This is a genomic window from Ruegeria sp. BB5 (assembly GCF_056539405.1).
The window spans coordinates 950,470-966,103 of record NZ_JBQFUX010000001.1 but is presented as its reverse complement, the minus strand read 5'-3'; the positions used below and the strand labels follow the sequence as shown (position 1 = coordinate 966,103).

Below are 15,634 nucleotides of genomic sequence, written 5' to 3'. Positions count from 1 at the left end.
CGTTAAATCTCCCACACGCGGTTGTGGATGTCGTTGGTCAGTTTGCGCAAAACGGCATCTAGCGGGCGGTCTTCGTCAATCCGCGGGATCGTTTCGCCCAGTTGGTCCAAGAAGGCCCGGGTTTCCGGCGTCAGCTGATCGTTCCGCAATTCGCCGCATTCCAAACGCAGCAGGACCGCCTGATGAACAGAAATCAGCAAGGCGGCTGCCACCTGCTCGGTCAGCGTGCAGACCCGCAGCGCGTCTCGCGAGGCGATGGTACCCATACTGACCTTGTCCTGGTTGTGACACTCGGTCGAACGCGAAAACACACTGGCTGGCATCGTGTTCTTCAACGCTTCTGCCGTCCAGGCCGAAGCTCCGATCTGCAAGGCTTTCAGCCCGTGGTTGATCGGTGCGCGCTCGGGTTCAGCACCGGACAGGTTCGAGGGCAGCCCGTGATTGTACTTGGTGTCCACCAGCAACGCCATCTGGCGATCCATCAGGTCGGCCAGATTGGCGACAAGGTTCTTAAGCGAGTCGGCAACAAACGCCATGTGACCGCCATAGAAGTGCCCCCCATGCAGGATGCGATGGTCGTCCGGGTCGATCAGCGGATTGTCGTTGGCGCTGTTGATCTCAGTCTCTACCATCTGCGCAAATTGCGGCAGCATGTCGAACAGTACACCGATCACATGTGGCGCGCAGCGGATTGAGTACCGGTCCTGCAGGCGTGCAGGTTCGTATTCCGCACCCAGATTGGCCAGATCCGCACGAATACGGGCCGCTGCTTCGGCCTGACCGGGATGAGGTTTCGCCTCGAACAAGCGGGCGTCGAAATGGGCGGGGTTACTGGTCAGGGCAATGGCCGCCAGCGACGTGATGCGTGTTGTCAATCGGCCCAGATAGGCGGCCTGTTCCATCGCCAATGCGGTCAGCGCGGTCATCACCGCGGTTCCGTTCATGATCGCCAACGCCTCTTTCGGGCGCAGCGTGATCGGGCGCAAGCCTGCCATGTCCAATGCCTGTGCTGCAGGCATCACTTTACCCTGATAGGTGACGTCCCGCTCGCCGATCAGGGCAGCCGCAACATAGGACAAGGGCGTCAGGTCACCGCTGGCACCCACCGACCCTTCAGAGGGGATGCAGGGCAGAATACCGTGATTTAGCAACCCGGCCAGCAAGTCCACCAGCTCTTCGCTGACACCGGAAAACCCGTGCGTCAACGAGCTTAGTCGCACGGCAAGCACAGCTCGGCTCTGTTCCGGCGTCAACAACTCGCCCAGACCACAGCCATGGAAACGGCTCAGGTGCAGGGGAAGTTCGGGGACCAGCGCGGGCGGAACTGACCGCACAACACTGTCTCCGTACCCGGTTGTCACACCGTATATTTCGCCGTTTTCGTCCAGTAAGCGATCCAGATAGGCCGTGCTGGCCCGCAACTTGCCGCGATAGGTTGGACAGGTGTTGACCACGGCTGCCACAGCAGGTTGGCGCGCGATGCGAATGATGTCTGAACAAGAAATGCTGCGGTCGCCGAAAGTGATGCTCGCTATTGGAAAATTCATCGTGTTTTCTGCTCCGAAGCCCAGAAGTTGAAAAAGTTGAACCACTGATAGGGTGCTTTGCGGATTTGTGCCTCAAGGAAGGCAGCGTAGCGGCCAGCATAGTCCTTGAGCCCCTGTCCCCGGTTCGCCCGTGGCAGATGTACCCGGTCGGCCAGCTTTTCCCAGCTGACTTCGAACCGTCCGTCGCGCCGGTGGCACCCCATCATGTAGACCGGGCATTCAAGCAAATGTGAAATCAGGAATGGCCCAACGGGAAAGGCAGCCTCATCGCCCAGAAATGGAATGCGAACTACATTGTCACGCGCCTCAACGGGCGTCCTATCCGCTGCGATGACCAGCCATTCCCCCCGCTGGACACGGTCATAAAGCTCACCCGCGACCACAGGATTCAGCGCCGTGACCTCGATTAATCGGGCCTGTGAACCGGGGTCCAGCTTTCTGAGAACACTGTTGAAGTTTTCGGCGTGTTTGGTGTGAGCAAAGATATTGACCACAAAGGATTTCTGTTTAGACGCCACCGCCCGCAGAACCTCGGGATTGCCCTGATGCGACACCAGAACGACAATGCCCTGCCCCGATCCGACCTGATCGCGCAACGACGCAACCCCGTCGCCCAACCATACGTCCTCGGCCCCGATATCGCCATTCCAGGCGCTGGCCTTATCCAAAGCCGCGCGGCCGAAATTCAGAAACTGCCAAAAGCTGTGATACCACGCGGTGCCACAGCGAACCCCCGCCTGCCGCGCCCGGACCAAGTACTGGCCCGACGCCCGCCGTGCGTCGCCCGAGAACAGGAAAGCCATCGCCACAACCGGCGCGATCAGCACCATCGCCGCCCGCGCGCCCAGCAAGCGGTAAATGGAGGCCACGCAGCGAATGCCCCAATAGGTTCCGCGCTCTCTCTGGTCTGCCCAATGTGTCGATCTGACCGGGCGCACCCACCCGAACAACCGTCTGTACAACATCGAGAACACAAGTCGTGTATGCATCTTCGAGATGGCGATATTGTCGCGGAGCGCATCGAAATTCGAATGGTTCTCAGCAGGGTAATTCACTATCACTGGAATCTGGCGAACTGGTGTTTCGTTCCAGAACATGCGCACCATCACTTCTATGTCGAAGTCCATCCGGCGGCCATGGACCTGGGTCGTGCAAACCTCAAGCGTTCGGCACACCGGATAAACTCGCAGGCCGCACATGGTGTCCTTGATCTGAAACGACAGCGTTTCCACCCAGACCCAGAAATGAGTGATATAGCGCCCGATCCGGCGACCCCATGGAGCGTCACTTTCATAAATCGGGCGACCGCTCCATAGTGTGTCGGGCGCACCAAGGGCGTTGGCAAGCAACTCTTCGACCGCATCCAAATCATGCTGACCGTCAGCATCCACCTGAACGGCATGTGTGAACCCAAGTGCCTGAGCCTCTTGCAAGCCACGAATGACTGCAGCCCCCTTGCCGCCGTTTTGCGGGCAGCGAAACACGCGCACTGAACTGCTGGGTTGCGCCAACTGCGCTATCGCCGAGGCCGCCGGTTCCGCCGACCCGTCATCTACAACAATCACCGGCAGACCAAGCTGTTTCAGGCGCTCTACAATAGCTGGCAGACCTTTGTAATGATTGAAGCTGGGGATCAGCGCGCAGGGTCTAAATTCGGAAATAGCGCCGGTCATGCTGGCACCAGTTCGACAATACCGCTGGCATGTTCACCCAACACCGAAGCAATGGTGAATTTGACGCGGTCGCGTTCAAGCTGGTGTTCCAGTGTCAACTCAAGTTGCGCGCGCGGTTCAACCACCTTTTTGAATTTCAGATTCCGCGTACCGGCGACCGAACGGCCACAGTCAAATACCTGATCGGCCAGTCGAACTGCCCAATCAAGCAAGGCAATGCCCGGAACGATCGGGTTCTCTGGGAAATGCCCCTGTAGGCATGTCATCTCTGGCACCACGTCCAGAGACAAAACTGCGTGCGGGCCTTCAGACTTGATAATCCTGAACGGAGGCAAATCGGTGGCGCGAGGGCTCTGTCCACTCACGTCCGAACCGTACGTTTGTTTGTGATTATACACTGCCATACTCACCCCGAAAAAAGTTCAGCCAAGGCGGCCGTCTGTCTTTTTCCGCGCTCATTGGTTGGAATTTCGCGGACAAACCGCCACAGCTTTGGCGCGGATGCCGCGTTTTCCGCCGTCCTGATCGCGGTTGAAAGGACGCGTTCGAGGCGAAATTTCCCCCTGCTTTTCAGCAATTGCTCGCCCTCGGACGTGAGGGTTGCCACCATGGCCAGCTTTTGGCCCTTGTCCGTATCCAGGCCAAGTGCGGCGGCTTCCAGAACGCACGGGTTTGCTTGCGCAAGTGCTTCGATCCGAGGCAACGAGATACGCACCCCTTCGATCTTGAGGACGCGGTCGTTTCGCCCACCCAATTCGAAACTGCGCGCGTCTTCTGACAAGGTACATAAATCTGACGTTTCGAACCAATCAGCACCGGGCGTCACCGCCGAGCGAACGGCCAAGCAACCCGAAGACGTTTGCATGGTTTCAACCCCCGAGAACACGGTCCACTGCTGCCCCAAAACAGCCTGGGTTCGGAAGCCAATGCCCCCGGTTTCCGTGCTGCCATAGACTTCAATCGGAAAGGAACCGGAAATCTTGGCCATAGCCCTCGCAACGTCCGGCATCAGCGGCGCGCCAGAGGAAAAAACCAACATCGGTGCCCGCTCTGATGCCTGTCTGGACCCGAGGCGCATCATATGCGCCGGGCAGGAAACGATGACGGTCGGGCATTGCTCGGCGTAATCCAGCGCCGCGTCGACGGAAATCTGGCGCGGCACAAACAGCGCTCGCCCCGTGCACAAGGGCCAGACGAGGTTAAACAGAATTCCATAGATATGGTGATGCGGAACCGTGGCCACAACCCGAGCCCCGCCGACGTCGGACCCAAACTGCTGGTGAAGGGTTTCAGCCTCGGCCTCAATCTGCCGCCAGGATTTCTGGACTGGCTGTGGTGCGGCAGTTGAGCCGCTTGTGAAGAACACCAGATTGCACTTGGCCGCCTCTGGCAGGGTCAATGTGTCATGTGTAACCATCTCGTCGGAAGTCAGGCGCGCTATCCCGGCATCGGTAACCAAGTGATCAAACTGATCGGCCCTATCTGCCAAGCCATCGGGTGACGTAATTCCGGGCAGGATCGCAATGCTCCGGCACGCGAAACACGCCAACAGGGCCGCCAGAAAGTTCGATGGGTCTTCGCAGGCAATTGCGATCCTGTCCACATCCCCTTGGCGTCTGCGCTCATAGACATCCGCGACGAGTGCGCGCGTCAAACCCAGCACGTCGCCCACGGTCGTGGCAACGGCGGACCCCTGAAAAAGCATCCCGTTTTTCGGCCAATTCGGCAAGTCGCACAGTGTTCTGAATGGGCGCAAAGTATTCCTGCTCGTTCAATTTGGACAGGGCTACCGCTTCTGTGACGTCTACGCCCTAAATTAGAATTCAAAAGCTCTGTACCAACAGATCGGCCTGAGGGATCGCTTCACCCGCGTCAAACCGGACGCTGCACTACCGCATGCACCGTTTCAGCGTCAATACAAAAGGCATACCTAAGTCCACAGACACGTCCCTCCACCCAAGTGGATGTGACGATTTGGGCACAGCTGTCTGCAGTTTTGTCCGCAATTTTCTCAAACTGGTTTTCGGCGCCACACTTCACACACGCCTCCCACAGTGTCCAGAACAGGTAAAACCGCGTCTGATCCTTAGGCTGCATTCCACCCGGCCAGGCCACCTGCGCAAGCTCTGTCCAGTTCGGTCGGTCCTGCAGAATTTCCAGATCCACACCGACCGGTCCGATTTCGGACAGGCCAGCACCAACAAACCCACCGCGATGCGTTATCGATGCCCAAAGCCGCCTGTTATCAGAGGTATAGGTTATTGGGCCATCCCGAGGGTCGCTCAGCACCGCATGGCGCATGTCTTCCCGATCCTGAACCGCCCCCGCCAATAACTCCCGTGCAGCCTGTGATTGCGCGGCTCGGTGTGATGGCCGGTTCAGGGGCTCTCCCTCCAGCTTTGCAGTAAGAACGGTGCAACTCTGCCCGAACAGCAGCTGCGGTTTCTGGGGATAAAATAGGGCCATCCAGAAAGCAGCTACGCCCTACGCCCGGAAACGTCATTGCGACTAAACGTCATCCTTGAATGTTTCAGGCCACACTGACATTCCTGCGTCTATTCGAGTACCTTTCCGAAACTGAGCATCATTGGTCCAATAATCGCATGGCAACCAACATAAGACTTTCAACCATCCTATTCCTGACACTTGTGATCGCTGGCTGCACGAGTGACGTGCAAAGTCTGGACGCCAACCAGACTACATCTTCGGGTCAGTCCTACACGCCTCCGCTCATCGAACGAGTGGTTCCGGTTTTCACACCGGTTATCAACGTTCCGCAAGGTTCAACGCGCCTGTCGTTATGGGATGTGGAACAAGCCATCTTGCGCGGAGCAGGTGCCCGTGACCAATGGCTTGTGACCAACAAGCAACCCGGCCAAGTGGACCTGACCGTCGTTGTCCGGTCGCATCAGGCGCGGGTCAAGATTCTCTACAACACCAAGACAGTCAGCATAAATCTGGTCGACAGCACGAACCTGTTGCAGTCTGGGAACAGGATTCACCGGAACTACAACAAGTGGGTCATCCTGCTGCAGCGCGAAATCGAAACTGAGCTGCTGAAAAAGTCCGGGGGGAGCAACAGCTGACCCATACCGACCAGACTTTTTTTGCTGGACCCTGCCGATATTGGGATGAACGGGGCGGTGATGGCCCGGGCTTCGTGGATGCGCCTCATAAGAACGTACCCCCGAAAATCCGCCGTCGCCTGAGCAATTTTGCCCGAACGGCATTGGGTACCTATCTGGCCGCCGAGGACCCAGCGGACTCGGATCTGATTTTCGCGTCCAGATATTCGGACATGCAAGAGACACTTAAGCTGTTGACCGAACTCAACCAGCAAGAGCTTTTGTCGCCGACGGCCTTTTCAACCTCGGTACACAATGCAGTCCCGGGGTTTGCCACTTTGATACGTACGTTGCGGTCGGCCCACTCCGGCATCTCCGCGGGTGTTGAAAGTTTTACAATGGGACTGACCGAAGCGTTGACCCGCATTTCCTATAACCCGACGCGACCAGTGACATACCTGTTTCACGAGGCTGCCCTGCCCGACGAATACCGCTCACTCGCGCCTGAAGGATCGGATTGTTTTACCCTTTGTGTTTCGCTCTCTGCCAGCCCAAGCGCCTTTCACGAACGCGCATTTGTTCTGTCTCCTGCGGGCATAGAAAAGACACACACAAAACCCTACGGCCTGGAAAATGCCCGCGCGTTTGTGCGGCTTCTGGGTGATGAAACGACCGAGGTCCGATTGCCCGAAACCCGGCGCAATCTATTGCTGAGACGCGTCGATGCGTAAACTGAACTACTATTGGCGCGTTCTGGCCACCGGCATTTCTTTTTCAACCTTCGGACTGGGCAGCCTCGTATTGGGGGCCATTTGGTTTCGTCTGCTGGCATGTATCGAAAATGACCCTGCAGAGCTTGAACGGCGAAGCCAACGCGGCGTCAGCCTTACCTTCAACGCGTTTTTGCAGTTGATGACCGTGTTGGGTGTGGCCCGGTTTAACTATCGCGACATGCAGAACTTGACGACGGCCCCTTCGGCTGATGGTAAGGGCCGCCTTATCATCGCTAACCATCCGACTTTGATAGATGTCATCGCTTTGATTTCCCGCATGCCGAATGTGCAATGCATCGTGAAACACCAGCTTTTTTCGAACTTTTTCATCTCACCTGCGGTGTCCGGGGCGAATTACATCCGGAATGATGAAGATCCGGAGAAATTGGCTCAGGACTGCATCGACGCGATCAATTCGGGTAAATCAATTGTCGTTTTCCCCGAAGGTACACGAACACCTGCCAGCAATGTAATGAAGTTTCACCGTGGGTTCGCCGCCGTCGCCTGCGCAACGCAATGCGAAATCGTCCCAATTACAATCACCGTCAACCACCGGACGTTGATGAAAGGCGTGCCGTGGTACCGTGTGCCGCCTGAGCGCCTTTCGATGACCCTGACCGCGTTGCCCATTGTATCAACCAGTGATCTGTGTGATACGACCCTGCCCGTGCCAGCGCGCAAGCGGCACCTTTCAAGAAATGCACAGAAGATTTTGGAGGTATCCCTTGGATATCCAATCGCTTGAACAACGACTAAAGACACTGATTATCGAGGCTCTTGCCCTCGAAGATGTGTCTGAAGCTGACATTTCGTCATCGGAGCCGCTGTTTGATGGCGGGCTTGAGTTGGATTCGATCGATGCTCTGGAAGTCGGCGTTGCCGTTCAAAAAACTTATGGCGTAAAGCTTGACGCAAACTCGGACGACGTGAAACAGGCGTTTTATTCGGTTGCTACGCTGGCGCAGAAAATCTTGTCTGACCGCGGAGGCGCCAATGTCTAAACCTGCTAATTTCGACGAGGTTCTAGACCTACTGAAGCAGTATCTTGAAGAAGACTTCGAGGTTCAGTCGGCAGACGTTCAACCAGAGGCTCGGCTGTATGAGGACCTGGATCTTGACAGTATTGATGCGGTCGATTTGATCGTTCGCTTTCAGCGAGACATCGGGAGACGATTTTCGGCAGAGGAGTTCAAATCGGCGCGGACCGTTAGGGACGTCGTCGACGTGGTGGTGGCGAACCTCTGAGGTCGCCCAAAGCTCGTAATTCGATGAACATCTTCCGCGCAGCACTTTCTTTTCTTCTGGCCGCTTGCTTGGTCGCCTTCCCGCTTGCGGTATACTGTTTCTCGTCCTTCGCATATCCGTATTGGCTGTTTGCTGCCGCAGTCGCGCTGAGCGTTCTTCGGTTTGCCATGACAGGACGAACAGCAACCGATCTTCTTATACCGCAACTGATCTTCTACCTTGTTGTCATGGCCCTAGCTCTTTTGGCGTTTAAAGATCAGGCCTATCTGCTACACCCATTTGCAATGAGCGGTTCCTTTGCGCTGATTTTCGGCATCAGCCTCACAAAAGAGCGGTCACTAATCGAAATTCTGGCACGGCTGCGAGAACCAGAATTACCAACATCTGGCGTCGTTTACACACGTAAGCTGACACGCATCTGGCTGGTATTTCTGGTATTCAATTCCATTGTCGCAGCAATAACCGCCCTCTTTGCTCCCATAGAAATCTGGGCCTTTTATAACGGCTTTCTGTTTTATTGTTTGTCGGGTGTTCTGATGGCATCTGATTTTTTGTACCGCCGTTTCTTCGTAGCCCATGCAAAAGAATCCAGCCATCCATCTCAGCCCAAGGACGAAGCTGCTCCGGCGGCCTAGAGCGCCCATGGCGGGCATTACTTATTGAACTCCCCTTCCCGACCAATATTAGTTAAGGGAACCTTGGCAACCGCCAGAAATGTCCTGAAAGCTAATTTGCCAGACAGTTCATAAAACTACGTTTAGGTGCGTGAAACGCTCTGCCCCAAGCCGCAGGATACGCACCAATCAGACAAACTTCATTCAGCCATCAGACGCGAAATTGAAGGTGGAGAACAAAAGCTCCGAAATTTAGGACACTGAAAATCTTTCGCGTTAAATAGCGGTTGCTCCCATTGTTGACGAGATCACCGCAGGGAAAAATGCGACACTTCACATATGTTCACTGGGCTTTTCTTTTTGCTGAAAAAGCTGCTGAACCACGATAGCGCATTGATTTATAGGCGATAATAGAAATGATTAGGCAAATCCTAATGTTTAGTGAGGAAGTCAATTCTTAGGACGGCAACGCAGCCCGTATATACCTGAATGGAATTTCGCGATGCTCAGGGGAGGCGCAATTGTCTGGCAAAGAAAATATCGCGATTGACGTGCGGGACGCGGTAAAACGTTATGGCGATTTTACGGCGCTCAAGAAGATCTCGCTGTCGATCATGGACAATGAGTTCTTTACCCTTCTGGGTCCGTCTGGCTGTGGCAAGACAACTCTCCTTAGAATGATCGCCGGGTTCGAGGCCGTAACCGAAGGTGCGATCTACCTATACGGAGATGAAATCGAGAACCTGCCTCCCAACAAGCGCCCGGTGAACACAGTTTTCCAAAACTATGCTTTGTTTCCGCATATGACCATTTTGGACAATGTTGCATTCGGGCTGGAAATGCGCGGGGCCTCGAAATCCGAAGCGCGTAAGAAAGCGGGTGAGATGCTGGAATTGGTACAGCTCTCTCAGTTCTCGGCCCGCAAGCCCAGCCAATTGTCAGGTGGCCAGCAACAGCGTGTTGCGCTGGCACGTGCCCTGGCGCCTCAGCCCAAGGTTTTGTTGTTGGACGAACCCCTGTCTGCACTCGATTTGAAGCTCCGCAAAGCAATGCAGCTTGAGCTGAAGCATCTGCAACGTGAAACCGGGATCACCTTTATCTTCGTGACCCACGACCAAGAAGAAGCGTTGACCATGTCCGATCGCATCGCGGTTATGTCCGCTGGCGAGCTGCAGCAACTGGGGTCTCCGACGGACATTTACGAGCGTCCACACAACATGTTTGTGGCTGATTTTATTGGCGAGACCAACCTATTGGAGGTTTCCGTTGACGATATCTCGAATGGCCGTGCAACCTGCCACCTTGGCGGTGGGCATGAGTTGACCTGCAACTCGGTTGAGGGGGTCGGCGTCGGCTCCAAGGTTCACATGTCAATCCGGCCAGAGCGGTTGTTTATGTCGGACAGCCCTGCCGAAACCGAAAGCCTTAAAGGGCGGATCAAGGAAAACATCTTTGTCGGCACAGATATCACAACCATCGTGGATTTGCAGGATGGCCCAGATTTTGTCGTACGCACCTCAAACTCAGACCGCGGCAACAAGCGGATTTTTGAGCCGGGCACCGAAATGTATGTCAACATGGAGCTGGGGGCTGGTCGCCTCCTGGTCGACTAATGGCGGCGGGTGCGGCAAGCGGCGGCAGCGCAACGACAGATACCTATAAAGAGGCGCGAACCTGGCTTCTGCTGCCCGCATGGGTGACACTGGCCATTCTGGTTCTGGCGCCGGTCATCATGATGCTGATCTACTCTTTCCTGACAAAAGAGTTCCGGGGCGGCGTCATTTGGGAATTCTCGCTGGCGGCTTATGATCAGTTCTTCTTTGATCGAGGATTGTTCGGTGACGACCCCCCTAAGATAGAATGGACCTATATCACGATTTTCTGGCGCTCGATCTGGCAGGCAGGTGCTGCTACATTGCTCAGCCTCGTGATCGGCTTTCCAACGGCCTATTTCATCGCCACCCGATCCGAAGGCATGCGTCCAGTTTGGGTGTTCCTGATTACCATCCCCTATTGGGTGAACCTGTTGATCAGGACCGTGTCGATGAAATTCCTTCTGCGCGATCAGGGGCCGTTGAACGACTTTCTGATGAATATCGGCCTGATCGACAGCCCCCTGCATATCGTTAACACCAATTTTGCGGTGCAGCTCGGCCTGTTCTATTCATACCTGCCCTTCATGGTGTTGCCGATCTATGCAGCGGTAGAGCGGTACAACTTTGCCCTGTCCGAAGCTGCGGCCGACCTCTACGCGTCGAAATGGACCACACTGCGCCGCGTGCTGCTTCCCGCGGTCAAACCCGGAGTATTTGCGGGTTGTATTTTGGTGTTTGTTCCGTCGATGGGGTCGTTTCTTGCACCCGACCTTCTGGGTGGCGCCAAAAACTTTATGATCGGCTCGCTGATTGAAGAGCAGTTCAAAGGCAACGCCGGCAACTGGCCGTTTGGCGCGGCCGCGTCGATGATCCTGCTGACAATGGTTTTGATCATCCTGATGTTATCGGCCCGTCAGCAGGCCAAAGCCGACAAGGCGGGGGGCTGATCCATGGCAAGCAAACAATTCGACATCAAGTCTTACACTGGCTTCAAGGGGATCACCCTGTTGTGTCTGGTCATTCTCTATGCGCCGCTGGTTGTGGTCACGATCTACAGCTTCAACGCATCCCAATCACTAACCAACTGGGAAGGCGTTTCGCTCCGTTGGTATGCGGATGTTTTCACCGGGCCTGAAAGCGGTAAGTTCAAGACGGCTGCCAGGAACAGCTTTATCATTGCGATCATTGCCTCAACCACGGCAACCGCAATTGCAACGTTGGCCGCAACTGGCATGGTTCGAGGTGGCAAGTTCCGCTTTCGCACATTGTCCTTTGGGTTGATCAGCCTGCCGCTGATGGTGCCCGAGATCGTTCTGGCCGTCGCGACCCTGATCTTCTTCAATTCGATCGGATTCGAACGCGGGCTACTTACCATCCTACTTGCCCATATCGCCTTTTGTATTCCGTTTGCCTATCTGCCGATCTCGGCCCGTATGCAGGGGATCGAGGACAGTTATGAGCAGGCCGCACTGGATCTCTATGCTACTAAACGGCAAGCATTCACTAAGATCCTCCTCCCGCTAATGATGCCCGGCATCATATCAGGTTTTCTGCTGGCCTTCATCGTCAGCCTGGATGACTTCATCATCACCAACTTTGTGAAAGGTGCCGGGGTCGAGACTTTGCCAACGGCGATCTTTGGCTCGGTCAAACAAGGGATCAAACCGAATATCATGGCGATTTCGACCATGTTGCTGAGTGTGTCCATCCTCATGGTCACGATCAGCTATTTCGTCAGCAAGTCTGACAACACAAAATAACCAACAGATGGAGAGACACATGAAACATATGATGAGAAGCGGCGTTGCTGCCATTGCTTTGGCTATTGGCGCGAACGCCGCCGCCGCCGATGGTGAACTGGTTCTGTACCATTGGTTTGAGTACATCCCGCAAGAGCTGCTGGACAAGTTCACCGAAGAAACCGGCATCAATGTCACCATGGACACCTACGACTCGAACGAGGCGATGCTGGCCTCGCTCAAGGCCGGTGGTATCGGGACCTATGACGTATCGGTTCCGGGCGATTACATGGTGTCGATCATGGCCGGCGAAGGCATGTTGGACACAATCGCCGACGGTGAATTGAAGAACAAGGGCAACATCGCCGAGGAATGGGCCGATCCCGGTTTTGATCCCGGTCGGCAGTCCTCGATCCCGTATCAGTGGGGCTCGACCAGTTTTGCAGTCAGCCGTGATGCGTTTGACGGCGATATTCAAACCACCGATATTCTGTTTAATCCGCCAACTGAACTGCAAGGTCGTATCAACATGTTGGACAGCCAGGGCGAAGTGATGGCCATGGCCGCGTTGCATATGGGTATCCCGCAATGTTCCACTGACCGCGAGCAGTTGAAGGCGCTGAATGCCATGCTGCAAGAAGCTAAGCAGCACTGGGCGTCGTTCAATTCGGATACCGCGAAAGAGGTTCTGGTTTCCGGTGACGCAGCCGTAGGCCAGATCTATGACGGGTTCTCTGCCAAGGCGCGCGAGGAAGGCGCCAATGTGGAATACGCCTTTCCGACACAAGGTTACATCGCCTGGATGGACAATGTCGTTCTGCTAAAAGACGCCCCCAACCGCGAGAACGCGCTGATATTCATGGATTTTCTACTGGAGCCCGAGAATATCGCAGCTGTGTCCAACTTTGCGCAGTACAACGCCGGTGTGAACGGTGTGGGTGAATTCCTAGACCCGAAGCTGGCTGAACAACCCGAAAAGAACCCTCATGCCAATGCAGGCTCGGGCGTGTTCATCGAAGTATGTGATGAGGAAACCCAGGCGGTCTATGACCAAATCTGGACCAACTTGAAGAAGTAATTCAGGCCCTATTCCTGACGCGAAAGCCCCCGTTTTTTTCGGGGGCTTTTTCGGTTTCAGTAAGGGGGTGTTGTTTAGCGGCTGATGTCTTCGAGGATGCGATCCATCATCGCGTCGCACGCGTTCAGCTGTTCGATTTCAAGGTATTCATCCGGCTTGTGTCCCTGACGCTCCATGGAACCCGGCCCGCAGACAACAGTTGGAATCCCCAACTCGCTGAAAAACCCGGCCTCGGTACCAAAGGCGACTTTGGTGGTGGCGTTGCTTTGCGCAAGTTTCTGGGCGTAAGCGATGACACCCTCGGTCTCGACAACATCCAGTCCGGGATAGGCGTTATACTGTTCGACCTCAATGCGCGCCTCCGAGCATAGGGCCTGATACCGGGCCCCTACCCTGACCGCTGCGTTTTGGATCTGTGACAGAATATCCTTGCCATGATCCAAAGCAAGATGACGGTATTCAAAGGTCAACTCAGCGCGGTCGGGCACAATATTCAGGGCTCTGCCGCCCGACAGTATACCCACGTGGAAGGTCGTATAGGGCACCGAGTAAGCCGGGTCGCTGTTACCACTCTTGGCGTAAACGTCTTGTAGCGCACGCAACTCGGCCACAAAATCGGTTGCAAGATGCAGTGAATTGACAAATTTAGGGGCCAGCGCGGAATGCCCGCTTTGACCGTGGCAAACAGCGCGCAGCGCAGCTTTGCCTTTGTGCCCGATAGCGACCTGCATTTCTGTCGGTTCGCCGACGAAACACGCGCGGGGCTGACCGAGCATTGGGGCGAGCCGATCCAGCATGTGTTGAATGCCGACGCATCCCACCTCTTCGTCATAGGACAACGCGATCTTAAGGGGTTCTCGCAGGTCAACCCCAGCAGTCCGGTCTGCCAAAGCCATAACCGACGCCACATAACCCTTCATATCTGTGGTTCCACGACCGTAGACACGGTTACCTTCTTGCGTCAGGCAAAACGGGTCTTTGGTCCAGCTTTGGCCTTCGACTGGGACAACATCCGTATGCGCAGACAGCAGAACTCCGTCACCGTCAGGGCCTTTTTCCGCGTAGAGCCCAGTTTTGTCGCCGCCGGGATCGGTGATGCGATGAACCGCAAAGCCGCGCGCCTCTAGAAACTCTTCGACATAAGCGGCAAGTTCGAGGTTCGAGTTCTTGCTGACCGTATCGAAGCCAACCAGTTTATCGAGAATACCCAGTGTAGACGTCATGCGACTTGAACCTGCTTTTCGGATTGCCGACCGGTTTGACCCCCTCTGCGTTGGGGATTGTAGATTAGCCTATACGACAGGCAGAATACTTAAATCTGGGAATGACGAAGCAGAGGTTAGGAGATTTCTAAGGACCTGCGGTCACTCTTTCTCTGGAATGCACAAACCCGGGAGGGTTCCCGATTTCACGGCGTGCGCACAATGATCGACAAAGGTTTTCAGAGTGTTTGTTTCATTCTCGGCCCGGGCGCGCAGCAGACCAAGGCGCATGGGGCGCACCTCTCCAGCCAAAGGCACAAAAATCAGTTTCTTTCCGTCCGGTGACAAGCTGTTCAAAGGGCGAATATTCGCAATGGAAAAGCCGAATCCGTTGGCAACCAGTGAACGCATCACCGACATATCTGCGGTTCGTTCCGCGATATTGGGCTTTATGTTGGCCTCGCGGAAAAACGACAAGAAGTACTCACCGCTGAATGGAAGGTCCAACAGAACCATCGGGCTGTCCTGCAGGTCTGGAATCGTTAATTCGACCTGCTTCGCCAAGGGATGGTCTTCTCCCAAAACCACATAGGGCGGGAGCGCGTGCAGAGGTTGGAATTCAAGATCAGTGGGAATGTCCAGGTCGTATGTCAGTGCAATGTCCAGCTCGGCCCGGCGCAATTGGCTGAAGATGTCAGCCTGATTCAATTCACGTTGTTCAATTTGTACATTAGGGTAGCTGTCCTCGAATTCGCGCCGCAAGCCCGGCAAGACGATCTGAGCGAATGTCACAAGACACCCCACGGACAGAATGCCCTGAACCTTACCCGTGATTTCCCCAGCAAGCGTGGCCAGCAGTTCGGCTTCACGCAGAACGAACTCGGTTCGTTCCATGATCTTGTGTCCCGCCTTCGTCAGCGACAGACCGCGTGCATGTTCGCGCACAAACAACGTAACGCCGAATTCGACCTCAAGCTGAGTTATCGCCGCCGAAATCGACGGCGACGACACGTTCAGCTTGTCGCTGGCCGCAGCGATACTGCCCGCCTTCCCGACCGCAACAAAATACTCAAGCTGTCGCAGCGTGTATCTGAAAGGCAATG

General features: G+C 55.4%; 17 protein-coding genes. 10 read left to right on the top strand and 7 right to left on the bottom strand.

Translation table 11 applies throughout. The annotated features are described in order from the left end of the window. Positions 1 to 2: 2 nt before the first annotated feature. From ACR0DL_RS04775 to ACR0DL_RS04755, 5 genes are all read right to left on the bottom strand, one after another. Positions 3 to 1,547 carry an HAL/PAL/TAL family ammonia-lyase gene (locus ACR0DL_RS04775; RefSeq protein ID WP_480687838.1) on the bottom strand — a complete coding sequence of 515 codons (1,545 nt, stop codon included), beginning with the start codon at positions 1,545 to 1,547 and terminating at the stop codon, positions 3 to 5. Further along, positions 1,544 to 3,220: a glycosyltransferase family 2 protein gene (locus ACR0DL_RS04770; RefSeq protein WP_480687836.1), complete on the bottom strand. Its 1,677-nt coding sequence runs from the start codon at positions 3,218 to 3,220 to the stop codon at positions 1,544 to 1,546. The genes ACR0DL_RS04775 and ACR0DL_RS04770 overlap by 4 nt, the downstream gene beginning before the upstream one ends. Further along, complete coding sequence (locus tag ACR0DL_RS04765; protein WP_480687834.1) at positions 3,217 to 3,585, bottom strand: ApeI family dehydratase; 369 nt, start codon at positions 3,583 to 3,585, stop codon at positions 3,217 to 3,219. The genes ACR0DL_RS04770 and ACR0DL_RS04765 overlap by 4 nt, the downstream gene beginning before the upstream one ends. 41 nt (positions 3,586 to 3,626) lie before the next feature. Beyond that, entirely contained in the window at positions 3,627 to 4,925 is a 1,299-nt protein-coding gene (locus tag ACR0DL_RS04760) for an AMP-binding protein (protein WP_480687832.1), read from the bottom strand. Positions 4,926 to 5,092: 167 nt separating this feature from the next. Further along, positions 5,093 to 5,686 (bottom strand): 4'-phosphopantetheinyl transferase family protein, encoded by a 594-nt coding sequence (locus tag ACR0DL_RS04755; RefSeq protein ID WP_480687830.1) that lies wholly within the window; start codon positions 5,684 to 5,686, stop codon positions 5,093 to 5,095. A gap of 59 nt (positions 5,687 to 5,745) precedes the next feature. On the opposite strand from ACR0DL_RS04755, the gene ACR0DL_RS04750 reads away from it, so the two are divergent. The 10 genes from ACR0DL_RS04750 to ACR0DL_RS04705 all read left to right on the top strand — a co-directional run bounded on the left by ACR0DL_RS04750 (position 5,746) and on the right by ACR0DL_RS04705 (position 13,329). Continuing rightward, positions 5,746 to 6,306, top strand: a complete 561-nt coding sequence (locus ACR0DL_RS04750; RefSeq protein WP_480687828.1) for a hypothetical protein — start codon at positions 5,746 to 5,748, stop codon at positions 6,304 to 6,306. A gap of 74 nt (positions 6,307 to 6,380) precedes the next feature. Continuing rightward, positions 6,381 to 7,016 carry a beta-ketoacyl synthase chain length factor gene (locus ACR0DL_RS04745; RefSeq protein ID WP_480687826.1) on the top strand — a complete coding sequence of 212 codons (636 nt, stop codon included), beginning with the start codon at positions 6,381 to 6,383 and terminating at the stop codon, positions 7,014 to 7,016. After that, complete coding sequence (locus ACR0DL_RS04740) at positions 7,009 to 7,803, top strand: lysophospholipid acyltransferase family protein (RefSeq protein WP_480687824.1); 795 nt, start codon at positions 7,009 to 7,011, stop codon at positions 7,801 to 7,803. The genes ACR0DL_RS04745 and ACR0DL_RS04740 overlap by 8 nt, the downstream gene beginning before the upstream one ends. After that, complete coding sequence (locus tag ACR0DL_RS04735; protein WP_480687822.1) at positions 7,784 to 8,059, top strand: phosphopantetheine-binding protein; 276 nt, start codon at positions 7,784 to 7,786, stop codon at positions 8,057 to 8,059. Before ACR0DL_RS04740 ends, ACR0DL_RS04735 begins: the two co-directional genes overlap by 20 nt. Further along, positions 8,052 to 8,303 carry an acyl carrier protein gene (locus tag ACR0DL_RS04730; protein WP_480687820.1) on the top strand — a complete coding sequence of 84 codons (252 nt, stop codon included), beginning with the start codon at positions 8,052 to 8,054 and terminating at the stop codon, positions 8,301 to 8,303. The genes ACR0DL_RS04735 and ACR0DL_RS04730 overlap by 8 nt, the downstream gene beginning before the upstream one ends. 23 nt (positions 8,304 to 8,326) lie before the next feature. Further along, positions 8,327 to 8,938 (top strand): COG4648 family protein, encoded by a 612-nt coding sequence (locus ACR0DL_RS04725; protein WP_480687818.1) that lies wholly within the window; start codon positions 8,327 to 8,329, stop codon positions 8,936 to 8,938. 500 nt (positions 8,939 to 9,438) lie between these two features. Continuing rightward, complete coding sequence (locus ACR0DL_RS04720; protein ID WP_170348690.1) at positions 9,439 to 10,530, top strand: ABC transporter ATP-binding protein; 1,092 nt, start codon at positions 9,439 to 9,441, stop codon at positions 10,528 to 10,530. Further along, positions 10,530 to 11,459, top strand: coding sequence for an ABC transporter permease (locus ACR0DL_RS04715; RefSeq protein WP_170409855.1), 930 nt, complete (start codon positions 10,530 to 10,532; stop codon positions 11,457 to 11,459). Before ACR0DL_RS04720 ends, ACR0DL_RS04715 begins: the two co-directional genes overlap by 1 nt. Before the next feature lie 3 nt (positions 11,460 to 11,462). Next, on the top strand, positions 11,463 to 12,272 hold the full coding sequence (locus ACR0DL_RS04710; RefSeq protein WP_170348688.1) for an ABC transporter permease: 810 nt from the start codon (positions 11,463 to 11,465) through the stop codon (positions 12,270 to 12,272). Between the two features lie 19 nt (positions 12,273 to 12,291). Beyond that, complete coding sequence (locus ACR0DL_RS04705) at positions 12,292 to 13,329, top strand: extracellular solute-binding protein (RefSeq protein ID WP_480687816.1); 1,038 nt, start codon at positions 12,292 to 12,294, stop codon at positions 13,327 to 13,329. 74 nt (positions 13,330 to 13,403) lie between these two features. Here the strand turns inward: ACR0DL_RS04705 and argE are convergent, their stop codons facing one another. Together argE and ACR0DL_RS04695 are read right to left on the bottom strand one after the other, a co-directional pair. After that, entirely contained in the window at positions 13,404 to 14,552 is a 1,149-nt protein-coding gene (gene argE, locus ACR0DL_RS04700) for an acetylornithine deacetylase (RefSeq protein WP_170375313.1), read from the bottom strand. 141 nt (positions 14,553 to 14,693) lie between these two features. Next, a complete protein-coding gene (locus ACR0DL_RS04695) occupies positions 14,694 to 15,632 on the bottom strand; it encodes a LysR substrate-binding domain-containing protein (protein WP_170348685.1) in 939 nt (312 codons plus the stop codon). Positions 15,633 to 15,634: the final 2 nt, after the last annotated feature.